This is a genomic window from Aureimonas glaciei (genome assembly GCF_014643375.1).
Taxonomy (GTDB): Bacteria; Pseudomonadota; Alphaproteobacteria; order Rhizobiales; family Rhizobiaceae; genus Plantimonas; species Plantimonas glaciei.
Map to the genome: position 1 here is coordinate 1 of NZ_BMJJ01000017.1, position 19,524 is coordinate 19,524.

A 19,524-nucleotide genomic window follows, 5' to 3' on the forward strand; every position below is an offset into this window, starting at 1 on the left:
GCGCGCAGTCATCCAAACATGAAGAAGGTAAAAGTTTGCCGCCGGACCCATCGGGGTTCGGTTGGCCTGTTCTGTTGACATTGTGAAGAGAAGACGGGTCCTGAAGGGCCCTTTGGGGCACTCCGAAAGGGGTGTTTTGAAGGGTTCTGTCTGGGTCATGGCGCCAAGCGGTTCATCACCGATTGGATAGACGTCATGATCCGCAGGGATAGCCCTCACCCCTTGGGTTTGGCGGCGCATTCGAAAGGATGCGGCGATGAACTTGTTGGAATGGGTTCCCCTGTTTCGATTGCCATGCCTGACCGCGTGGCATCGGGCTCCGTCTCAAGAAGCTGGTCTTTCGCCAATCCTTTCTCCAGAAGGGATTGGCACGAGAGTACCGCTGCAGGACGCGACCAGGATTGCACATCCCTCGCGTTTGCGGTGCTCGAACGACGAAGCTAACGCTTCGTCGTGGAATGAGACTACATCCCATGAACACCTCTCTCTTTGAGAGGCCCGCCACGCCACGAAGGCAGGCGACCAGAACGCCGAAGCAAACCCCATCTCAGGATGGGGAATGCGTAGGCCGACCGGCCGTCGGATTGCTCTGCAATCCGCGCCCCGTGCAGACGACCATCACACTGATGGTCGGCGTGAACGGTCTTCGCAAAAGGTGAACATTGGCGATGGGAATGATCAAGTGATATAAGGGCATCTGGTGGATGCCTTGGCATGCACAGGCGATGAAGGACGTGATACGCTGCGATAAGCCATGGGGAGCTGCGAATAAGCTTTGATCCGTGGATTTCCGAATGGGGCAACCCACCTCCGATTCCTAGAAAATCGGAATGGCACTGCGTGGCTTAGGCTGCGTGGTGGCATTGCGGTTTCTAGGGATCATAGCGAGGTATCTTATCTTCGAATAAAATAGGGATAAGAAGCGAACTCGGGGAACTGAAACATCTAAGTACCCGAAGGAAAGGACATCAACCGAGACTCCGTCAGTAGCGGCGAGCGAACGCGGACCAGGCCAGTGGCACTATCTGAGAGAAGCCGAACACGTTGGAAAGCGTGGCAAGAGTGGGTGACAGCCCCGTAGGCATAATGCTCTTTAGTGTCCTCGAGTAGGGCGGGACACGTGAAATCCTGTCTGAAATTAGGGGGACCACCCTCTAAGCCTAAGTACTCGTGCATGACCGATAGCGAACCAGTACCGTGAGGGAAAGGTGAAAAGCACCCCGACAAGGGGAGTGAAATAGAACCTGAAACCGGATGCCTACAAACAGTCGGAGCCATCATGGGTGACGGCGTACCTTTTGTATAATGGGTCAGCGACTTAGTCTGGCGAGCGAGCTTAAGCCGATAGGTGGAGGCGTAGCGAAAGCGAGTCTGAACAGGGCGTTCAGTTCGTCGGATTAGACCCGAAACCGAGTGATCTAGCCATGAGCAGGTTGAAGGTGCAGTAACATGCACTGGAGGACCGAACCCATATCTGTTGCAATAGATCGGGATGACTTGTGGCTAGGGGTGAAAGGCCAATCAAACTCGGAAATAGCTGGTTCTCCGCGAAATCTATTTAGGTAGAGCGTCGACCGAATACCCTCGGGGGTAGAGCACTGAATGGACTAGGGGGACTCACCGTCCTACCAAATCCAATCAAACTCCGAATACCGGGGAGTACTAGTCGGCAGACACACGGCGGGTGCTAACGTCCGTCGTGGAGAGGGAAACAACCCTGACCACCATCTAAGGTCCCCAAGTCATGGCTAAGTGGGAAAGGATGTGAAGATCCCAAAACAACCAGGATGTTGGCTTAGAAGCAGCCATCATTTAAAGAAAGCGTAACAGCTCACTGGTCTAAATAAGGGTCTTTGCGCCGAAAATGTAACGGGGCTAAAGCCATGCACCGAAGCTGTGGATTTTGCCAAACCTACGGGTTTGCAAAGTGGTAGCGGAGCGTTCCCTAGGCCTGTGAAGGCGGACCCGTGAGGGCTGCTGGAGGTATGGGAAGTGAGAATGCTGACATGAGTAACGATAAAGGGTGTGAGAGACACCCTCGCCGAAAGTCCAAGGGTTCCTGCTTAAAGTTAATCTGAGCAGGGTTAGCCGGCCCCTAAGGCGAGGCCGAAAGGCGTAGTCGATGGGAACCACGTTAATAATCGTGGGCCTGGTGGAGAGTGACGGATCTCGTGTATCGTTCGGTCTTATTGGATTGATCGGGCGGTGAAGAGGTTCCAGGAAATAGCCCCACCGTATAGACCGTACCCTAAACCGACACAGGTGGACTGGTAGAGTATACCAAGGCGCTTGAGAGAACTATGCTGAAGGAACTCGGCAAATTGCACGCGTAACTTCGGAAGAAGCGTGACCTTTTCGAACGCAAGTTCGATGAGGTGGCACAGACCAGGGGGTAGCGACTGTTTACCAAAAACACAGGGCTCTGCGAAGTCGCAAGACGACGTATAGGGTCTGACGCCTGCCCGGTGCTGGAAGGTTAAGTGGAGGGGTGCAAGCTCTGAAATGAAGCCCCAGTAAACGGCGGCCGTAACTATAACGGTCCTAAGGTAGCGAAATTCCTTGTCGGGTAAGTTCCGACCTGCACGAATGGCGTAACGACTTCCCCGCTGTCTCCAGCATAGACTCAGTGAAATTGAATTCCCCGTGAAGATGCGGGGTTCCTGCGGTCAGACGGAAAGACCCCGTGCACCTTTACTATAGCTTTACACTGGCATTCGTGTCGGCATGTGTAGGATAGGTGGTAGGCTTTGAAGCATGGGCGCCAGCTCGTGTGGAGCCATCCTTGAAATACCACCCTTATCGTCATGGATGTCTAACCGCGGTCCGTTATCCGGATCCGGGACAGTGTATGGTGGGTAGTTTGACTGGGGCGGTCGCCTCCCAAAGAGTAACGGAGGCGCGCGATGGTGGGCTCAGACCGGTCGGAAATCGGTCGTCGAGTGCAATGGCATAAGCCCGCCTGACTGCGAGACGTACATGTCGAGCAGAGACGAAAGTCGGTCATAGTGATCCGGTGGTCCCGCGTGGAAGGGCCATCGCTCAACGGATAAAAGGTACGCCGGGGATAACAGGCTGATGACCCCCAAGAGTCCATATCGACGGGGTTGTTTGGCACCTCGATGTCGACTCATCGCATCCTGGGGCTGGAGCAGGTCCCAAGGGTATGGCTGTTCGCCATTTAAAGCGGTACGTGAGTTGGGTTCAGAACGTCGTGAGACAGTTCGGTCCCTATCTGCCGTGGGTGTAGGAGTATTGAGAGGATCTGTCCCTAGTACGAGAGGACCGGGATGGACGTACCTCTGGTGGACCTGTTGTGGCGCCAGCCGCAGTGCAGGGTAGCTATGTACGGACTAGATAACCGCTGAAGGCATCTAAGCGGGAAACTAACCTCAAAACGAGTGCTCCCTATCAGGGCCGTGGTAGACCACCACGTTGATAGGCCGGGTGTGGACGAGCGGCAACGCTTGAAGCTTACCGGTACTAATCGCCCGATCGGCTTGATCATTCCCATTCGCCAATGTTCACCTCGCTTTAGCGAGGGTGAACATTGGTTTGTCTCGAGGCGCTCACGCCGGCCATTCACGGAATGGCCGTCTGCGCTGGCGCGGATTGCGAAGCAATCCGACGACCTGTCGGTCTACGGGCACCCAGCCTGTTGCCGCTGAAAAGAGACGGTTCTCATTCCAAGCCAAACGGCCTCCCTGCAGGGGCTGCCAGAACTCTCAGCTACGGAACGACCAACCAGCTTGGCGCCCCGTAGCCCGACCGGGCGTCGGGCCTTGTGGCCCGCCCCAGCGGAGACAGTCGGGTCTTTACCCGACTGGCGTGAGCGCCCCTGAAAAAATACCAGCTTCATCTTGCCATTCGCTGACCTGGTGGTTCTAGCGGAGCGGCTGCACCCGATCCCATTCCGAACTCGGCCGTGAAACGCTCCAGCGCCTATGATACTTCGTCTTAAGACGCGGGAAAGTCGGTCGCCGCCAGGTCTGCCAATGGCAAGTCAAATCTCTCCAAGCCTCATCAGCAACATCCATCCAAACAGCCCCGTCGCGAAAGCGACGGGGCTGTTTGCGTTCAGCGCGCCACTCCTGTCGGCCGAACGGCCTCGGCCTTGCCCACGCTTCGACGGCCTTGTCCCGCTGCCCGGCCTGCCGCCGACGGCCCGCTGCCACCGGCGCTCGGCGCCCAGAGCCCGGACGCCGCCCCATCGCCCCGCCGCCCGGCCCGCCCACAGCCAGTTCCCCCAAGACGGCCCCGCAGCTCGCGCCGGGATCAGCGCCGGCACCCGCCAAAACCCTCCGAGAACCCGCAAGGACCCCCATGAAACTCTACCGACTGCTCACAGGTCCAGACGACGCCAGCTTCTGCCACAAGGTCTCCGCAGCCCTCGACAAGGGATGGGAACTCCACGGCAATCCTGCCTACGCCTACGATGCCAACGCCAACCAAATGCGTTGCGCCCAAGCCGTCGTCAAAGAACTCTACGGACAAAACTACTCCCCGGAGATGAAACTCGGCGAACAGTAGCGGAAGGGGGAAGAGCTGATGCGCGGACGCGGCGGACGTTACGGGCTTGCCGCGGTCCTGATGGTGCCGGTGCTGGCCCTGGTTCTCGGCGTCGTCCTGCCCCACGCCCCCGACGCCGTGCGCCGGGATCCCTTGGCGTCCTCCGGCGCCCGCCACCGCGTGCTGATCCTCTCCAACGCCATCCACACGGACATCGCCTTGCCGGCGGTGGCGGAGCTGCGCGCGGCTTTCGGATTCCTGGGCGATGCCGGGCTGCCGGTGGGCCGGGAGGACGTCGCGGCCATCGTCGTCGGTCGCGGCGGGCGCGACTTCTATCTCGCGACGCCCGAATGGACCGACCTGCGCCTCGGCACGGTGCTTCGCGCCTTCGCCGGCGACGCCGCGGTGCTGCATGTCGGCCTTTCCCCGGTGATCGACGCCTCGGCACCGGGCGTTACTGCGATCGATCTCGACGATGCCGGCCTCGCCGCCCTCACCGCTTTCGTCCTCGCGGCGTTTTCCCGCGATGCCGCGGGCGCCCCCGTGCCGGTGGACGCGCCGGGCTATGGAAGCTTCGACCGCTTCTATGAGGCAGAGGGACGCTTCACCGCGCTCGCCGGCTGCAATGCCTGGACGGCGGCGGCCCTGCGCGCGGCCGGGATCCCCACCGGCCTCTGGACACCCTTGCCGGCGACGCTGCTGTGGTCGCTCGACTGGCATCGGCGCTGACCGGACGGTGTGGCCGTGGGGATGGCGATGTCGGGCACGACGGCGAGGATGATCGAAAACCATCGGGCGATGGTGAAAGCCTCAGTCGGCCTGCGCCTCGAGCTCTTCCATGTCCTCGTCGGACAGGCCGAAATGATGGCCGATCTCGTGGATCATCACATGCGCCACGAGCGTGCCGAGCGCTTCCTCGTGCTCGCACCAATAGTCGAGAAGGGGCCGGCGGTAGAGAAGGATGCGGTTGCCCATCTCGCCGGTGACGGCGAGGCCGGGATCGCCGACGGGGCGGCCCTCGAACAGGCCGAGAATGTCGAAGGCGCTTTCCAGTCCCATTTCCTCGATGACGGAATCCTCGGGAAACTCGGCGACGAGGAACTGGACGTCGCCGGAGAGCGCTCGGAATTCCGCGGGCAGGCCGGCATAGGCCTCCAGCGCCAGCGCTTCGATCTCCTCCAGGCTCGGCGCCAGCCGCCGGCCCCAGTCGCCGCTCTGGTCGAGTATGGCCATGTCGTTCCTTCTCTCTGCCGTTCCCGACAAGATAGGGCGGGCCGGCGCCGGTGCGAAGCCCGGCATGATCGGGCCGATTCGCGCCGCCCTTCCGCAATATCGTAGCCAAAGGCGCCGCCGGCCGTAGAAATCGCTGGCCTCGATCGGATATCCCCTGCCGTTGCCGGCGGCGGCGGGCGGGATGCGCGGGTCCCTCGCTGACGCCTGGCCTCGGCGTAGCCTAGGAATCTATGGCCCATTCCCCGAGGGAATGCCCGGATGTACCCGCCAAGTTCCCTGATAAAAGGAAAATATTCCGAAAAAGACTCTTCTTGACTCTCCTCCGGCCCTCTGGAATCCATAGGAACATACAGGGAACAAGACCCCTCCGGGAGAGGGGATGGAACGGCCGCCCGGCGCGCCGAGGGAGATCGCCATGTTAAAAACCGCGCGTTGTCCCGACCGCCCGGCCGCCGAAACCGGACGGCGCGAGACCGTGGCCGACCTCGCCGCACGCATCGCCCGGATCGAGGGCCGCGCCGTCGGTCGGCTGGCGGCCCCGCCCGAGGTCCCGCGGGCGAGCGGCGGGCCTGCCCGGGCAACGGTGCCAAGCGGGGAAGCGTGCCGGCCTTTCGGCATCGCCGAGGCGGATGCGGCACTTGGCGGCGGCTTTCCCTTGAGCGGCCTCACCGAAATCCATGTCGACGAGACCCGCGGCAGCGGCAGCGGCGCGGGCTTTGCCCTGGCGCTCGCCGTTCTGTTCGGCGCCGGCCCGGACCGCCCGGCGATCTGGATCGGCGGCGCCCACGGCTTTGCCGAGGGCGGCATGCCCTACGGGCCGGGCCTGGCCGCCTACGGCCTCGATCCCTCAGGTCTCGTCCTGGTGCGTGCGCCGCGGCTGGAGCAGGCGATCTGGGCCGGCGAGGAGGCGGCGCGCTCGCCGGCGCCCGCCCTCACCATCCTGGAAGCGCGGGGCAATCCAAAGCTTCTGGGGCTCGAGGGCACGCGCCGGCTGCATCTGCGCGCCGGCCGCGCCGGCCGCCCGTTGTTGCTCCTGCGCCAGAGCGGACGGCCCGAGGCGACGGCCGCGCCGCTGCGGCTGCGCATCGCCCCCGCGCCGGCCTCCTTCGTGCCGGATCTGTCGCCGGGCCGCGGCGAGCCGGCCTCGCGGCTGATCGGCCACCCCGTCTTCGCCGTCACCGTCGAAAAGGCGCGCGACGGCCGTTCCCATCATTTTCTCCTGCAATGGAATCCCCATGACCGCCGCTTCCAAGCCTTCGCCGAGCCGCCTGCTCGCCGTCCAGCTGCCGCTCCTGTCGACGGACCGGATCCGGCGCGACCGTCTGGGGCGGTCCTGGCGCTCCGCCGCGCCTCGTGACGCGGCCGAGCCGGCGGCACCCCTGGTGCTCTACGAGCGGCTCGCCCAGGCCGACCGCATCGCCGCGCTCTGCGAGAAGGCATCGGCCCTCGGCCTGTCGCCGGGGCTCGGCCTGGCCGATGCCCGCGCCCGTTTTCCCGGTCTCGACGTCGTCGCGGCCGACAGGGGGGCGGACGCCGTTCTTCTCGCGGCGCTTGCCGACTGGTGCGACCGCTATACCCCGCTCGTCGCGCTCGATCCGCCGCACGGGCTGATCCTCGACATTTCCGGCTGCGGCCATCTCTTCGGCGGCGAGAAGGCGCTGATGGACGATCTTCTCGCCCGGCTCTTCCACCAGGGATTCTTCGCCCGCGCCGCGATTGCCGGGCATGCCGGCACGGCGCTGGCGGTCGTCGCGTCATCCTCGGGGATGGCCGTCGCCAGGGGGGAGGAGCGCGCCGCCGTGACGCCGCTGGCGATCGGCGCGCTTCGGCTCGGGGCGGAGGAGACGGCCAAGCTCGAGCGGCTCGGGCTGAAGACCGTCGGGGCGCTGGCCGCGCTGCCGCGGCAGAGCCTGGCGCGGCGCTTCGGCGCCGCCCTCCTCACCCGTCTCGACGAATCGCTCGGCCTCGCCGACCGGCCGATCAGCCCGCGCCGCCCCGTTCCCGCGCTGATGGCGGAACGGCGCTTTGCCGCGCCGATCAACCAGGTGGAGGACGTCCAGCGCATCACCGGTTTTCTCGCCCAGCGTCTCTGCCAGGCGCTGGAGCGTCGCGGCGAGGGGGCGCGGCGGCTGGAGCTGTCGCTGTTCCGCGTCGACGGCAAGGTCGAGCGGGTGCGCGTCGCGGCCTCCTTGCCGCTGCGCACGCCCGACCGCATCGGGGCGCTCTTCCGCGAGCGGCTGAAGGGATTTGGCGAGGACATCGATGCCGGTTTCGGCTTCGATCTCGTCCGCCTGGCGGTGCTGGAGTCGGAGAGTTTGGCCGAGCGCCAGGAGGATCTTTCCGGCGAACGCGGGGCGGAAGGCGATCTTGCCGGTCTGATCGACCGGCTCGGCGCCCGCCTCGGCGAGGCGCAGGTGCTGCAGATCGAGGCGCGCGCCAGCCACTGGCCGGAACGGGCGATGCGCATCCGCCCGGCCGTGTCGGGGCCGCAGGGCGGCAGCCGGCTCACGGCCGTGGCTGCCTGCGCCCGGGCGCTGCCGGATGCCGCCTTGGCCGCGGCGCCGGCGCCGCGGCCGGTGCGGCTGCTGGCGTCGCCCGAACCGGTCGAGGCAACCTTCGCGGTGCCGGACGGGGCGCCGCTTCATTTCCGCTGGCGCCGGGCGCTGCATGTCGTGCGCCGCGTCGAGGGGCCCGAGCGGATCGCGCCGGAATGGTGGCTCGGGCAGGCCGAGCGCGCCCGCGACTATTTCCGCATCGAGGATGCCGACGGGCGGCGCTTCTGGCTGTTTCGCAAGGAACAGGCAGCGACGCCCGGCGACAGCGGCCATGGCGACGCGGTGGCGCGCTGGTTCATGCACGGGATCTTTGCCTGATGACGGCCGCCCTTCCGCCCCCGGCCTCGCGCCCGCCGTCCTTTCGCCGCCCCTTTCGGCCGGGCGCTGCCGGCGGCTTTGCCGAGATCGGCACGGCGAGCAGCTTTTCCTTCCTGCGCGGCGCCTCGCAGCCGGACGAACTCGTCATTGCCGCCCGCGCGCTCGGGCTCGCCGGCCTCGGGCTCGCCGACCGCAACACCGTCGCCGGCGTGGTGCGGGCGCACCAGGCGGCCCGCGAGATCGGCTTTGCCTTCGCGCCCGGTGCCCGCCTCGTCTTCAAGGACGAAACGCCCGACATTTTTGCCTATCCGCGCGACCGGGCCGGTTGGGGAAAACTGTGCCGGCTGCTCAGCCTCGGCAATCGGCGCACGGTGAAGGGCGACTGCGTGCTCCATCTCGGCGATCTCCTCGACGGTGGCGAGGGGCTGCATCTGGCGCTGCTCGCCCCGGACGGGCTCGGCGCCAGCGACGACGAAGCCGCGCAGGCGGCGATCGACGGGGCGAAGGCCTGTCTCCTCGCCTTGCGGGAAAACTTTGCCGGCGCCGTGCATCTGGCGGCGGCGCCACGCCATGACGGCGCCGACGCCCGGCGGCTTGCCCGTGCCGCACGGCTCGCTTCTGAGGCGCGGCTTCCGCTGATGGCGACCAACGACGTCTTCTACCACGTGCCCGACCGCCGCCGGATGCAGGACGTTCTCACCGCCATCCGTCATCATGTGGCCATCCCCGAGGCGGGCCTGATCCTGTCGAAGAATGCCGAGCGGCACCTGAAGACCGAGGCCGAGATGGCGGCGCTGTTCCGCGACCATCCCGGCGCGCTTTCCGAGAGCGGGCGATTCTTCCAAGCGCTCGGCTTCGATCTCGCCTCGCTGCAATACGAATATCCCGACGAGGCGCTGGGGCTCGACGGCACGCCCGCCGAGGTGCTGCGGCGCCTCGCCTATGAGGGGGCCGCCTGGCGCTATCCCGGCGGCGTGTCGGAGAAGACCGTCGGGCAGATCGAGCACGAGCTGAAAATCATCGCGGTGATGAAATACGAGCCCTATTTCCTCACCGTCTACAACATCGTCCGCTTCGCCCGCTCGCAGCAGATCCTCTGCCAGGGGCGGGGCTCGGCCGCCAATTCCACCGTCTGCTATTGCTTGGGGATTACCGAGGTCGATCCGGAGATCACCGGGCTGTTGTTCGAGCGCTTCATCTCGCCGGACCGCGACGAGCCGCCGGACATCGACGTCGACTTCGAGCACGAGCGGCGCGAGGAGGTGATCCAGCACATCTACGAGGCCTATGGCCGCGACAATGCGGCGATTGCCGCCACCGTCATCACCTATCGCGGCCGCTCGGCGGCGCGCGAGGTCGGCAAGGCTTTCGGCCTGTCGGACGACGCGGTCTCGGCCCTGTCCGGCTCGGTCTGGGGCCATCATGCTGGGGATGTCGGCGAGCGCGAGGCGGCGGAGGCGGGGCTGTCGGTCGCCGATCCGGTGACGGAGAACGTGCTCGCCTTCGCCAACGAGTTGATGGGCTTTCCCCGCCACCTCTCGCAGCATGTCGGCGGCTTCGTCATCACCCGCGGGCGCATCGACGAGGTCGTGCCGATCCTCAACAGCGGCATGGACGGGCGCACCATCGTCGAATGGGACAAGGACGATCTCGACGAGCTGAAGATTTTGAAGATCGATATCCTGGCGCTCGGCATGCTGTCCTGCCTTCGGCGCGGCTTCGATCTCCTCTCCGAGCACTATCCCGCGCACCATGGCGGTCGGCTGACGCTCGCCTACCTGTCGAAGCATGCCCAGGACGGTCCGACCTATGCGATGACGCGGCGGGCCGACACGCTCGGCGTTTTCCAGATCGAATCGCGGGCGCAGATGTCGATGCTGCCGAAGCTGCAGCCGCGGGAGTTCTACGACTTCGTCATCCAGGTGGCGATCGTCCGGCCCGGGCCGATCCAGGGCGACATGGTGCACCCCTATCTCAAGCGCCGGATGGGGCTCGAAGAGCCCGTCTACGAGAACGAGGCGCTGCGGGCCGTCCTGCACCGCACGCTCGGCGTGCCGCTGTTCCAGGAACAGGCGATGCAGATGGCGATCGTCGCGGCGAGTTTCACCCCGGGCGAGGCCGACCAGCTGCGCCGCGCCATGGCGACCTTCAAGCGCACCGGCAAGATCCACACCTTCCGCGACAAGATGATCGAGGGCATGGTCGGCAACGGCTATTCCAGGGATTTCGCTGAGCGCTGCTTCAAGCAGATCGAGGGGTTCGGCGGCTATGGCTTTCCCGAGAGCCACGCCGCCTCCTTCGCGCTTCTCGTCTACGCCTCCTGCTACATGAAGTGCCATTACCCCGACGTTTTTGCCGCGGCGCTCCTCAACGCCCAGCCGATGGGGTTCTATGCGCCGTCGCAGATCGTCCGGGACCTGCGCGACCACGGCGTCGCCGTCCACCCGGCCGACGTTAACCATTCCACCTGGGATTGCAGCCTCGAACCCTCGGCCTTCGACCCGCGCGCTCTGGCGCGGCGCCACCGCGAGATGGAGAAGGACATCCGCTCGACCCACGCCGTCCGGCTCGGTTTTCGGCAGATCAAGGGCCTGTCGAAGGCGGAGATGGATCAATTGGTGGCGACGCGGTCGCGGTCGGGGCCGTACGATTCCGTGAGAGATCTCTGGCTGCGCTCGGGGCTGAAGCGGGCGGCGATCGAGCGGCTCGCCGATGGCGACTGCTTTTCCTCGCTCGGCCTCTCCCGGCGCGACGCGCTCTGGGCGGCCGAGGCGCTGGATCCCAGCGGCGCGGCCGAGCGCCTGCCTCTGTTCGAGCAGGCCGATGCCACGGACCTGCAGAAGGAGCCGGACGCGCATCTGCCGCCAATGCCGCTCGGCGAGGAGGTGATCAACGACTACCGTTTTCTGTCGCTGTCGCTGAAGGCGCATCCCGTCGCTTTCGTCCGCGCCACGCTGAAGGCGCGCAAGGTGCTGACCAACGAGACGCTGGAAAGCCTGCCGTCGGGTCGGCGCGTCACGGTTTCCGGCCTCGTTCTGGTGCGGCAGCGGCCGGGCTCGGCCAAGGGGGTGATCTTCATGACCATCGAGGACGAGACCGGCACCGCCAACATCATCGTCTGGCCAAAGCTGTTCGAGGCGTTCCGGCCGGTGGTGCTCGGTGCCCGCTTCGTCGAGGTGACCGGGCGGATGCAGTCGGATCGCGGCGTCATCCACGTCGTCGCCGACCGCGTCGAGGATCTCACCCCGCTCCTGGCCGCGGTGGCGGCGGGCGGCCTGCCGGGGGAGGGGCACGTGGCGCCGGCCGACCACGTCAAGAGCCCGCTCCCGTCAGGGCGGCGCGGACGGCGGGGCGGCGTCGCCTCGTCGCTCGGCAGCCTGCTGGCGCGCGCCGACGAGGTGCGCCGGCCGATCGAGGCGGCGCGGGGCGCGCCCTCGCGCGTCGACCGCACCGTCCCGGGTGTCGCCGTGCCGGGGCCTGCGCTGCGCGCGGTCCTGCCGAAAGGGCGCAATTTCCAGTGATGGCGTCCGGGCCAAGCGCTGCCGCAGCGGCTCCCCGCGAACCGGCAGAGATGAAAGCACCGTGCGGGCGGCAGATGCCGGCCGGATCGATCGAAAAGTGTCCAAGCCGCCCATCAGGCAGACCAGGACGCCCTCTCCAAGCCCGTCACCTGCTGGAGGGAGCCAGGTGGGCAGCAGCCCTTGCGCGGCGCCTTACTGCTTCAGCACGTCGGCCCATTCGGGATGCTTGCGGAACTGGGCATTGGCGAAGGGGCAGAGCGGGATGATCTTCTTGCCGCTCGCCCGAGCGTCGGCGATGGCCCGTTCCACCAGGAGCAGGCCCGCGCCCTGGCCGCGAAAAGCGTCGGGCACGTCGGTGTGGTCGATGATGATCATGGTCGTGCCAGCCTTGGAAAAACTCAGCTCGGCGGCCGCGCCGTCCGGTCCCCGCAGGCGGTAGACGCCCTTGCTCGGCCCATCCTCCAGGGTGATCTCCGACGCGTTCACGCTTTTTCTCCCGTCGCTTCCGTCCCGGCGGCGCTGCCGGCGGCACCGGCGAGGAAGGCCGAAGCGGCGTCGAGCTCTGTGTCGCGGATCTCATGTCCGCCGGGATGCCAGACCGTCTCGACCCCCGCGCCCTCAGCACCGAGGAAGTCGGCCAGCCGCTCGGTCAAGGCGGGCGGGCAGATCGGATCGCGGCGTCCCGCCGTGATCAGGATTCGCGTCCCGTCCATCCCGGCGCCCGCCACGGGATCGAAGGGAATCAGCGGGTGCATCAGCACCGCCGCGTCGAACAGAGCGGGCTTGTCGAACAAGAGGGTGGACAGAATGTTGGCACCGTTGGAATAGCCGAGGCCGACGACGCGGCTCGGCCGGAGCTCGGCGATTTTGGCCGCGACGAAGGCCGCCATCTTGGCCGTCGCCCGGGAGAGATCGGCCCTGTCGTACTGCCCCTCGGCCTGGCGCCGGAAGAAGCGCGCCGCGCCCATCTCGGCGACGTCGCCGCGCGGCGAAACGAGATGGGCGAAAGGCAGCATCTGGCGCCCGAGCGCAAAGAACTGCCGCTCGTCGCCGCCCGTCCCATGAAAGACGAACAGCAGCGGCGCCCCGGGCGCGGCGGTATGCTGCGCGTAATGATAAGTCTCCGATGACATTGGCACAGTATACCTCGTCGCAGGTTGAAAATCGACAGACTTCACAGCGGAGGAAGATGGGCGGCAATCGCGGCACGGGAAGGCTCGTAGCGCGTCGGCAGCATCAATCCTTGTCCGAGACTGCTGCGGTCCTCGTCGCGTTCGAAGCCGGGCTCGTTCGTGGCGATCTCGAACAGCACGCCGCCGGGGGTGCGGAAGTAGATCGCCCAGAAATAGTCACGGTCGATCACCGGCGTCACCTGATGGCCGGTGTCGAGCAGCGCCTGGCGCACGGCAAGTTGCGTCTCGCGGTTTTCAACCGCGAAGGCGACATGGTGGACCGAGCCGGCACCCTGCCTTGCTGCGGGCGCGCTGGGCAGCGTCTCGATGTCGATGATGTCGGCGATGCCGCCGCCCTTCACCCGCATCCGCGTCACCGCGCCGGCCCGCTCGACGGTCTCGTAGCCCATGAAGGTCAGGAGTTCGGTCGTCGCGCCGCCGTCGCGCAGCCGCAGCTGCACGGAGTGGAAGCCGCGGATGGCCGCATCCGCGTCGACGCCGGCACCGAGGAAGGGCGTCCGGGTGTCGTCTTCGGTCTCGATCAGGGCAAATCCGTCGCCGTCGGGGCCGTCAAAATGCAGGCGTTCCGCGCCGAAGGCCGCGTCCCGGGACAGGCCGGAAACGCCGGCGTCGCCAAGGCGCGTCTCCCAGCGGCCGAGGCTGCCTTTGGGGACGGAGAAGGCGGTGGCGCCGACTTCGCCCGCGCCGGGCCTGCCCTTCACGATGTGCGGGAAGGGAAAATAGGTCATTACCGAGCCGGGCGTGCCGACCTCGTCGCCGTAATAGAGATGGTAGACGTCGGGGGCATCGAAGTTGACGGTCTTCTTCACCCGGCGCAGGCCGAGCGTCTCGGTGAAGAAGGCGTTGTTGTCGCGGGCATTGGCGGCCATCGACGTGACGTGATGAAGGCCCTTGATCTGGTCGAGCATGGAAGATCTCCGCTGATGGAACGTGACCCCCATTTGGCATCGAACGCCGTCCGCTCAAAGACGAGGGAATGCCGCCTGACTGTCAACGGCGCGTAGACAATGAGGCGATGTCGCCGGCCGAAAACGATCGGCGCGGCGTTCCCAGAATGCAGAAGACCTGAAAAAGCTCCATCGGGCCCTTCAACTTCGCGGCCTTCCTCCGTTTCCGTCTACGGATGGGTGAACAATCGCTCCTTCTGCGACGGGATGAAGGGGCGCTCACGCCGACCCTCGCCTGACCTACCTCCCTCGCCCACCCGGAGGCCTCGTCGCCGCCGATTCGCTCCCCGCGGTTTCGACCGCCCAACCCGGCGGCCGTCTTGACGTTCTCCCTCCGAACCGTCTCTGAATGGCGCCTCACCCGAGGCGCAGCGCGCCGGCATGCCGCACGGCTTGCGCCTTTGGCGATTGCCGATAAAGATCGCACGGCCGTGCAGGGAGACTTTTCGCCGATGTCAAAGAAACCGACCGCGCCCACCATTGCCGGGCTCGACATGGGCAGCCGTCTGAAGGGCGGCACCTACGAGGACCGGCTGGCCGAGTTGCAGCAGACGCTGGTGAAGATCCAGCAGGCCTATCTCCACTCCGACCACAGTGCCATCGTCGTCTTCGAGGGCTGGGACGCCGCCGGCAAGGGCGGGGCGATCCGCCGCATGGCCAATGTCCTCGACCCGCGCGGCTTCAAGGTCTGGCCGATCGCCGCGCCGACGCCGGACGATCTTTCGCGTCACTATCTCTCCCGTTTCTGGGCGCGCCTGCCGGCCAAGGGCGAGATCGCCGTCTTCGACCGATCCTGGTACGGGCGCGTTCTCGTCGAGCGCGTCGAGGGTTTTGCCAGCCAGGCCGAATGGAAACGCGCCTATCGCGAGATCTGCGAATTCGAGAAGACGCTCAGCGACAACGGCACCCGCATCGTCAAGGTCTTTCTCGCCATCACCGCCGAGGAGCAGCTGAAGCGCTTTCTCAGCCGGATGGACGATCCGCTGAAGCGCTGGAAACTCAGCGTCGAGGATTTCCGCAACCGCGGCAAATGGAGCGGCTATGTCGAAGCGGCCGACGACATGTTCGCGAAAACCTCGACCGACCATGCCGTTTGGGACGTCATCCCGGCCAACCACAAGACCTTTGGCCGCGTGACGGCGCTGCAGACGATCGTCGACCGCCTGTCCCGGGGCATCGACCTGACGCCTCGCCCGCTCAGCCCCGAGGTCGCCGAGGAGGCGCGACAGCTGGTGGAGGCGGAGGGACCGAAAGGCGACGAGGACTGAGAGGCGGTTGCCGCCGCCGCATGTTAAGTCTAACTGATGAAAACGGTTTCGGGCCGGCCATGACCGGCCCGAGCGAATTCATCGAGGACAGACATGGACATCCAGACCCTCCCCGCGGGCGCCGCACCCGCCGGCCGCAAGCCGCTTTATCGCCAGCTCTACGTCCAGGTGGTCGCCGCGATCCTGATCGGCATCGCGCTGGGGCATTTCTATCCCGCCATCGGCGAAAGCATGAAGCCCTTCGGCGACGGCTTCATTCGCCTGGTGAAGATGATCATCGCGCCGGTGATCTTCCTGACGGTGGCGACTGGCATCGCGGCGATGAGCGATCTTGGCAAGGTCGGCCGCGTCGTCGGCAAGGCGATGATCTACTTCCTCACCTTCTCGACGCTGGCCCTCGTCATCGGCCTCGTCGTCGCCAATCTGGTCCAGCCCGGCGCCGGCCTCAACATCGACCCGGCCTCGCTCGATGCCGCCGCCGTCGCCGACTACAGTTCGAAGGCGCACGAGCAGACGATCACCGGCTTCCTGATGAACATCATCCCGACGACCATCGTCGGCGCCTTCGCTTCCGGCGACATCCTGCAGGTGCTGTTCTTCGCGGTCCTGTTCGGCATCGCGCTGGCCATGGTCGGCGAGAAGGGCGCGCCGGTGCTGACCTTCCTGCAGGCGCTGTCGGCGCCGATCTTCAAGCTCGTAGCCATCCTGATGAAGGCCGCCCCGATCGGCGCCTTCGGCGCCATGGCCTTCACCATCGGCAAATACGGCATCGGCTCGGTCGCCAACCTCGCCATGCTGGTCGGCACCTTCTACCTCACGGCTCTCCTCTTCGTCGTCGTGGTGCTCGGCCTCGTCTGCCGCTACAACGGCTTCTCCATCTTCGCGCTCTTGCGCTACATCAAGGAGGAGCTGCTGCTCGTCCTCGGCACCTCGTCCTCGGAGGCGGCGCTGCCGACGCTGACGGAAAAGATGGAATATGCCGGCGCGCAGAAATCGGTCGTCGGCCTCGTCATCCCGACCGGCTACTCCTTCAACCTCGACGGCACCAACATCTACATGACGCTGGCGGCCCTGTTTATCGCCCAGGCGACGAACATCGACCTGACCCTCGGCGAGCAGGTGCTCCTCCTCCTCGTCGCCATGCTGTCGTCGAAGGGCGCGGCCGGCATTACCGGCGCGGGCTTCATCACGCTGGCCGCCACGCTTTCGGTCGTGCCGTCGGTGCCGGTCGCCGGCATGGCGCTGATCCTCGGCGTCGACCGCTTCATGTCGGAATGCCGGGCGCTGACCAATCTCGTCGGCAATGCGGTCGCGACCCTCGTCGTCGCCCGCTGGGAAGGCGCGCTCGACGAGGAGCAGCTGCACAAGGTGCTGGGCTCGCCGCGTGAGCGCGAACTCGCCGCGGCCGCCGCCGCCGCGGAATAGACGGAGCGCATCGACGTTTCGCGCCGTGCCGACCCCGCGTGCTCGGGCAGGCACGGCATGAGGGGCCCGGCGCGGTCGCCGGCGGGAATCAGAAACCGCCGTCGAGGGTGATCGGGCTGCCGTCGGTGAAGCGCGCGAAGCGGAAGGGCGTGGGATCGACGACGGGCGTGTCGCCCGCGACCAGCTCGGCCATCAGCTTTCCCGCGCCCGGACCGAGGCCAAAGCCGTGGCCGGAAAAGCCGGTGGCGACGAAGAAGCCTGGCAGGGCGGCGACGTCCGAGATGACCGGCACGGCGTCCGGCGTCACGTCGATCAGCCCGCCCCAGCGCTGCACCTCGCGCGCCGCGGCGAAGGCCGGATGCAGCCGGCGGAAGGCCGCCATCGCCGCCTCCAGAAGTTTTGCATCGGGCTCGGGATCGAGGATCCGGGTTTCCTCGAAAGGCGAGACCCTGTCCGCCGCCCAGCGCCTCTTCTGCCGGAGCTCGTCGACGAACCGTCGGGAGAGCCGGAGTTTCAGTCCCTTATGCTCACTCTTCAGGGCCGGGAGGAAGGCGGAGAACAGGCGGAACGCATCCGGGGTGATGTCGAAGGTCGAGAGTCCGCCATGGGCGAGGCTGTAGCCGCCGTCGGCGCGCTTGCGGAACCCGTAATCGCTGCCGGCGGCCGAGATCTCCGGCCCGCCCTCGATCGGCGCGGTGCGCAGCACCGAGCCCAGCACTTTCAGCTGCGGCAGGTCGAGATCCATGTTGCCGCAGAACAGCCGCGACCAGGCGCCGCCGGCCAGCACCACGGCACCCGCGGCAATGGTCCCGCTTTCGGTCACGACGCCCGAGACGCGCCCGGCCGTCGTCTCCACCGCGCGCACCGCGCAATTCGTCAGCACCGTGCCGCCGCCGGCGATTACCGCCCGGGCGATGGCGGGTGCGGCGCGCGCCGGCTCCGCCCGGCCGTCGCCCGGCGTGTACAGGGCGCCGGCGAAATCGCCGGTGGGGCCGGGCATCAGGGCCCGCAACTCGTCTGCCGTCAGGATCCGCGAGCCGAGCTGATGGATCCTCGAATGCTCGAGCCAGGGCGCGTGCGCGTCCAGTTTGTCCTGAGTGGCAGCGGGATAGGCGATGCCGCAGGTCCGAAAGCCGACATCGTGGCCGACGAGCCCCTCCATCCGCTTCCAGAGTCGCAGGCTCTCCTGGATCAGCGGAATCTCGCGCGCGTCGCGGCCCATGGCGCGGCACCAGCCCCAGTTGCGGCTCGACTGCTCGCCGGCAATGACGCCCTTTTCGCACAGCGCGACGCGAAAACCCTTCTGCTGAAGGAAGAGCGCGGTGCTGACGCCGACGATGCCTCCGCCGATAACGACGACGTCAACGGGGCCGGGCAGGACATTCGGGGTGGCGACGGAATCGACTTCGGGGGACACGACAAGACCTCAAGCCTGCGGCAGGAAGGCGCCGGGTTTCGCGGCGCCGCCGGCCACCCTAGGTGAAGACCGGGACGCGGCGGAAGCCCCGTCGGTGGAGGAGAGAAATGATGCTGATCGACCGGCGCCAGCTGCTCGGCCTTGCCACGCTCGCCGCACTGGCCGGGCCCGCGCGGGCATGGGCCCCTGCGGCGCTGGAAATCGTGCCGCTCTGGCCGGACGGGCCGCCGGAGGCAGGGCGATTTTCTCGCGCCGAGACGAGGGACGGGCTGGGCGCGCCGCAGGCCGTCCGGGGGCCGCGGCTCGTGGTCTACCGGCCGGCGCATCCCTCGGGAACGCGGCCAGCCGTGGTGGATCTCGGCGGGACGGCGGTCATCGTCGTCGGCGGCGGCGATGGCCGAATGGGGGCGGGGGCCGAGAGCGAGCCGGCCTGCCGCTGGCTGCAATCGCAAGGCATCACCGCCTTCGAGCTGATCCATCGCCTCCCCGGCGATGGCTGGCCCGCGGCGGCGCCTTTCGAGGACGCAAGGCGCGCCATGCGGATCGTGCGGTCGCGGGCCGCGGCCGAGGGATTTTCCCGAATCGGCCTCATCGGCTTTTCCAGCGGCGCGCATCTCGCCGGAATGACCACGGTGCGCCCGGATGAAGATCTGGGCTCAAGGCTCGACGCCATCGACGCCCTGTCGGCCCGGCCCGATTTCGCCGCGCTGGTCTATCCCGTGCTGTCGATGATGCCGACCGTGGACGGCACGGGCGCGCGCCGCGCGCTTCTCGGGGACAATCCCGGCCGGCGCGAGAGCGAGGCCTTTTCGGTCGAGCGCCATGTCGACGCCGGGACCCCGCCCGTCTTCCTCGCGCATTCCGCCGACGATCCGCTGGCGCCGATCGACCACAGCCTGATGATGTTCAATGCCCTGCGAACGACTGGCATCCCCGCCGCGCTGCATGTCTTTTCCCAGGGCGGGCATGGCTGGGGGATGGGGCGCGCCGGAACCGAAACCGCGGCCTGGCCGGGCCTTCTGGCGGCCTGGCTCGGCGAAATGGCGGAAGGCGCGCCCGTCCACCCGCCCTCGCTCGCCTGAGCCTTTCCGCCGCCGTGACAGGGGAGGCGGAAAGGAGCGGGTCGGGTGGCCGTGCGGCT

Annotated in this window: 13 protein-coding genes and 2 rRNA genes; 10 read left to right on the forward strand and 5 right to left on the reverse strand. The window is 66.7% G+C overall.

What is annotated here, in order from left to right:
- Positions 1-676 precede the first annotated feature (676 nt).
- The 4 genes from IEX88_RS24415 to IEX88_RS24430 all read left to right on the forward strand — a co-directional run bounded on the left by IEX88_RS24415 (position 677) and on the right by IEX88_RS24430 (position 5,235).
- Positions 677-3,505 (forward strand): 23S ribosomal RNA (locus IEX88_RS24415).
- A gap of 366 nt (positions 3,506-3,871) precedes the next feature.
- Positions 3,872-3,986 (forward strand): 5S ribosomal RNA (rrf, locus tag IEX88_RS24420).
- 334 nt (positions 3,987-4,320) lie between these two features.
- On the forward strand, positions 4,321-4,527 hold the full coding sequence (locus IEX88_RS24425) for a DUF1737 domain-containing protein (RefSeq protein ID WP_188855093.1): 207 nt from the start codon (positions 4,321-4,323) through the stop codon (positions 4,525-4,527).
- Between the two features lie 18 nt (positions 4,528-4,545).
- A complete protein-coding gene (locus tag IEX88_RS24430) occupies positions 4,546-5,235 on the forward strand; it encodes a TIGR02117 family protein (RefSeq protein ID WP_188855094.1) in 690 nt (229 codons plus the stop codon).
- Between the two features lie 81 nt (positions 5,236-5,316).
- Here the strand turns inward: IEX88_RS24430 and IEX88_RS24435 are convergent, their stop codons facing one another.
- Positions 5,317-5,739, reverse strand: a complete 423-nt coding sequence (locus tag IEX88_RS24435; protein WP_188855095.1) for a metallopeptidase family protein — start codon at positions 5,737-5,739, stop codon at positions 5,317-5,319.
- 415 nt (positions 5,740-6,154) lie between these two features.
- On the opposite strand from IEX88_RS24435, the gene IEX88_RS26980 reads away from it, so the two are divergent.
- From IEX88_RS26980 to IEX88_RS24445, 3 genes are read left to right on the forward strand one after another with little or no spacing between them, the layout of a single operon-like run.
- On the forward strand, positions 6,155-7,096 hold the full coding sequence (locus IEX88_RS26980) for an ImuA family protein (protein ID WP_244640483.1): 942 nt from the start codon (positions 6,155-6,157) through the stop codon (positions 7,094-7,096).
- A 25-nt stretch (positions 7,097-7,121) separates the two neighbouring features.
- Entirely contained in the window at positions 7,122-8,612 is a 1,491-nt protein-coding gene (locus tag IEX88_RS24440; protein ID WP_244640487.1) for a DinB/UmuC family translesion DNA polymerase, read from the forward strand.
- Entirely contained in the window at positions 8,612-12,133 is a 3,522-nt protein-coding gene (locus IEX88_RS24445; protein ID WP_188855096.1) for an error-prone DNA polymerase, read from the forward strand. The genes IEX88_RS24440 and IEX88_RS24445 overlap by 1 nt, the downstream gene beginning before the upstream one ends.
- A gap of 192 nt (positions 12,134-12,325) precedes the next feature.
- On the opposite strand, the gene IEX88_RS24450 is transcribed toward IEX88_RS24445, so the two are convergent.
- The 3 genes from IEX88_RS24450 to IEX88_RS24460 are packed head-to-tail and all read right to left on the reverse strand — an operon-like array spanning position 12,326 to position 14,234.
- Complete coding sequence (locus IEX88_RS24450) at positions 12,326-12,619, reverse strand: GNAT family N-acetyltransferase (RefSeq protein ID WP_188855097.1); 294 nt, start codon at positions 12,617-12,619, stop codon at positions 12,326-12,328.
- Positions 12,616-13,266 (reverse strand): alpha/beta hydrolase, encoded by a 651-nt coding sequence (locus tag IEX88_RS24455; protein ID WP_188855163.1) that lies wholly within the window; start codon positions 13,264-13,266, stop codon positions 12,616-12,618. The genes IEX88_RS24450 and IEX88_RS24455 overlap by 4 nt, the downstream gene beginning before the upstream one ends.
- A gap of 41 nt (positions 13,267-13,307) precedes the next feature.
- Complete coding sequence (locus IEX88_RS24460; protein ID WP_188855098.1) at positions 13,308-14,234, reverse strand: ring-cleaving dioxygenase; 927 nt, start codon at positions 14,232-14,234, stop codon at positions 13,308-13,310.
- A 491-nt stretch (positions 14,235-14,725) separates the two neighbouring features.
- Here IEX88_RS24460 and IEX88_RS24465 point away from each other — a divergent pair, with 491 nt between their 5' ends.
- Together IEX88_RS24465 and IEX88_RS24470 are read left to right on the forward strand one after the other, a co-directional pair.
- Positions 14,726-15,541 carry a polyphosphate kinase 2 family protein gene (locus IEX88_RS24465; RefSeq protein ID WP_188855099.1) on the forward strand — a complete coding sequence of 272 codons (816 nt, stop codon included), beginning with the start codon at positions 14,726-14,728 and terminating at the stop codon, positions 15,539-15,541.
- Between the two features lie 93 nt (positions 15,542-15,634).
- The gene (locus IEX88_RS24470) at positions 15,635-16,966 is read left to right on the forward strand and encodes a dicarboxylate/amino acid:cation symporter (RefSeq protein ID WP_188855100.1); all 1,332 of its coding nucleotides are present in this window, start codon (positions 15,635-15,637) and stop codon (positions 16,964-16,966) included.
- An 88-nt stretch (positions 16,967-17,054) separates the two neighbouring features.
- On the opposite strand, the gene IEX88_RS24475 is transcribed toward IEX88_RS24470, so the two are convergent.
- Positions 17,055-18,383, reverse strand: coding sequence for an NAD(P)/FAD-dependent oxidoreductase (locus IEX88_RS24475; protein ID WP_188855101.1), 1,329 nt, complete (start codon positions 18,381-18,383; stop codon positions 17,055-17,057).
- A gap of 110 nt (positions 18,384-18,493) precedes the next feature.
- On the opposite strand from IEX88_RS24475, the gene IEX88_RS24480 reads away from it, so the two are divergent.
- Positions 18,494-19,465, forward strand: coding sequence for an alpha/beta hydrolase (locus IEX88_RS24480; protein ID WP_188855102.1), 972 nt, complete (start codon positions 18,494-18,496; stop codon positions 19,463-19,465).
- Positions 19,466-19,524 lie beyond the last annotated feature (59 nt).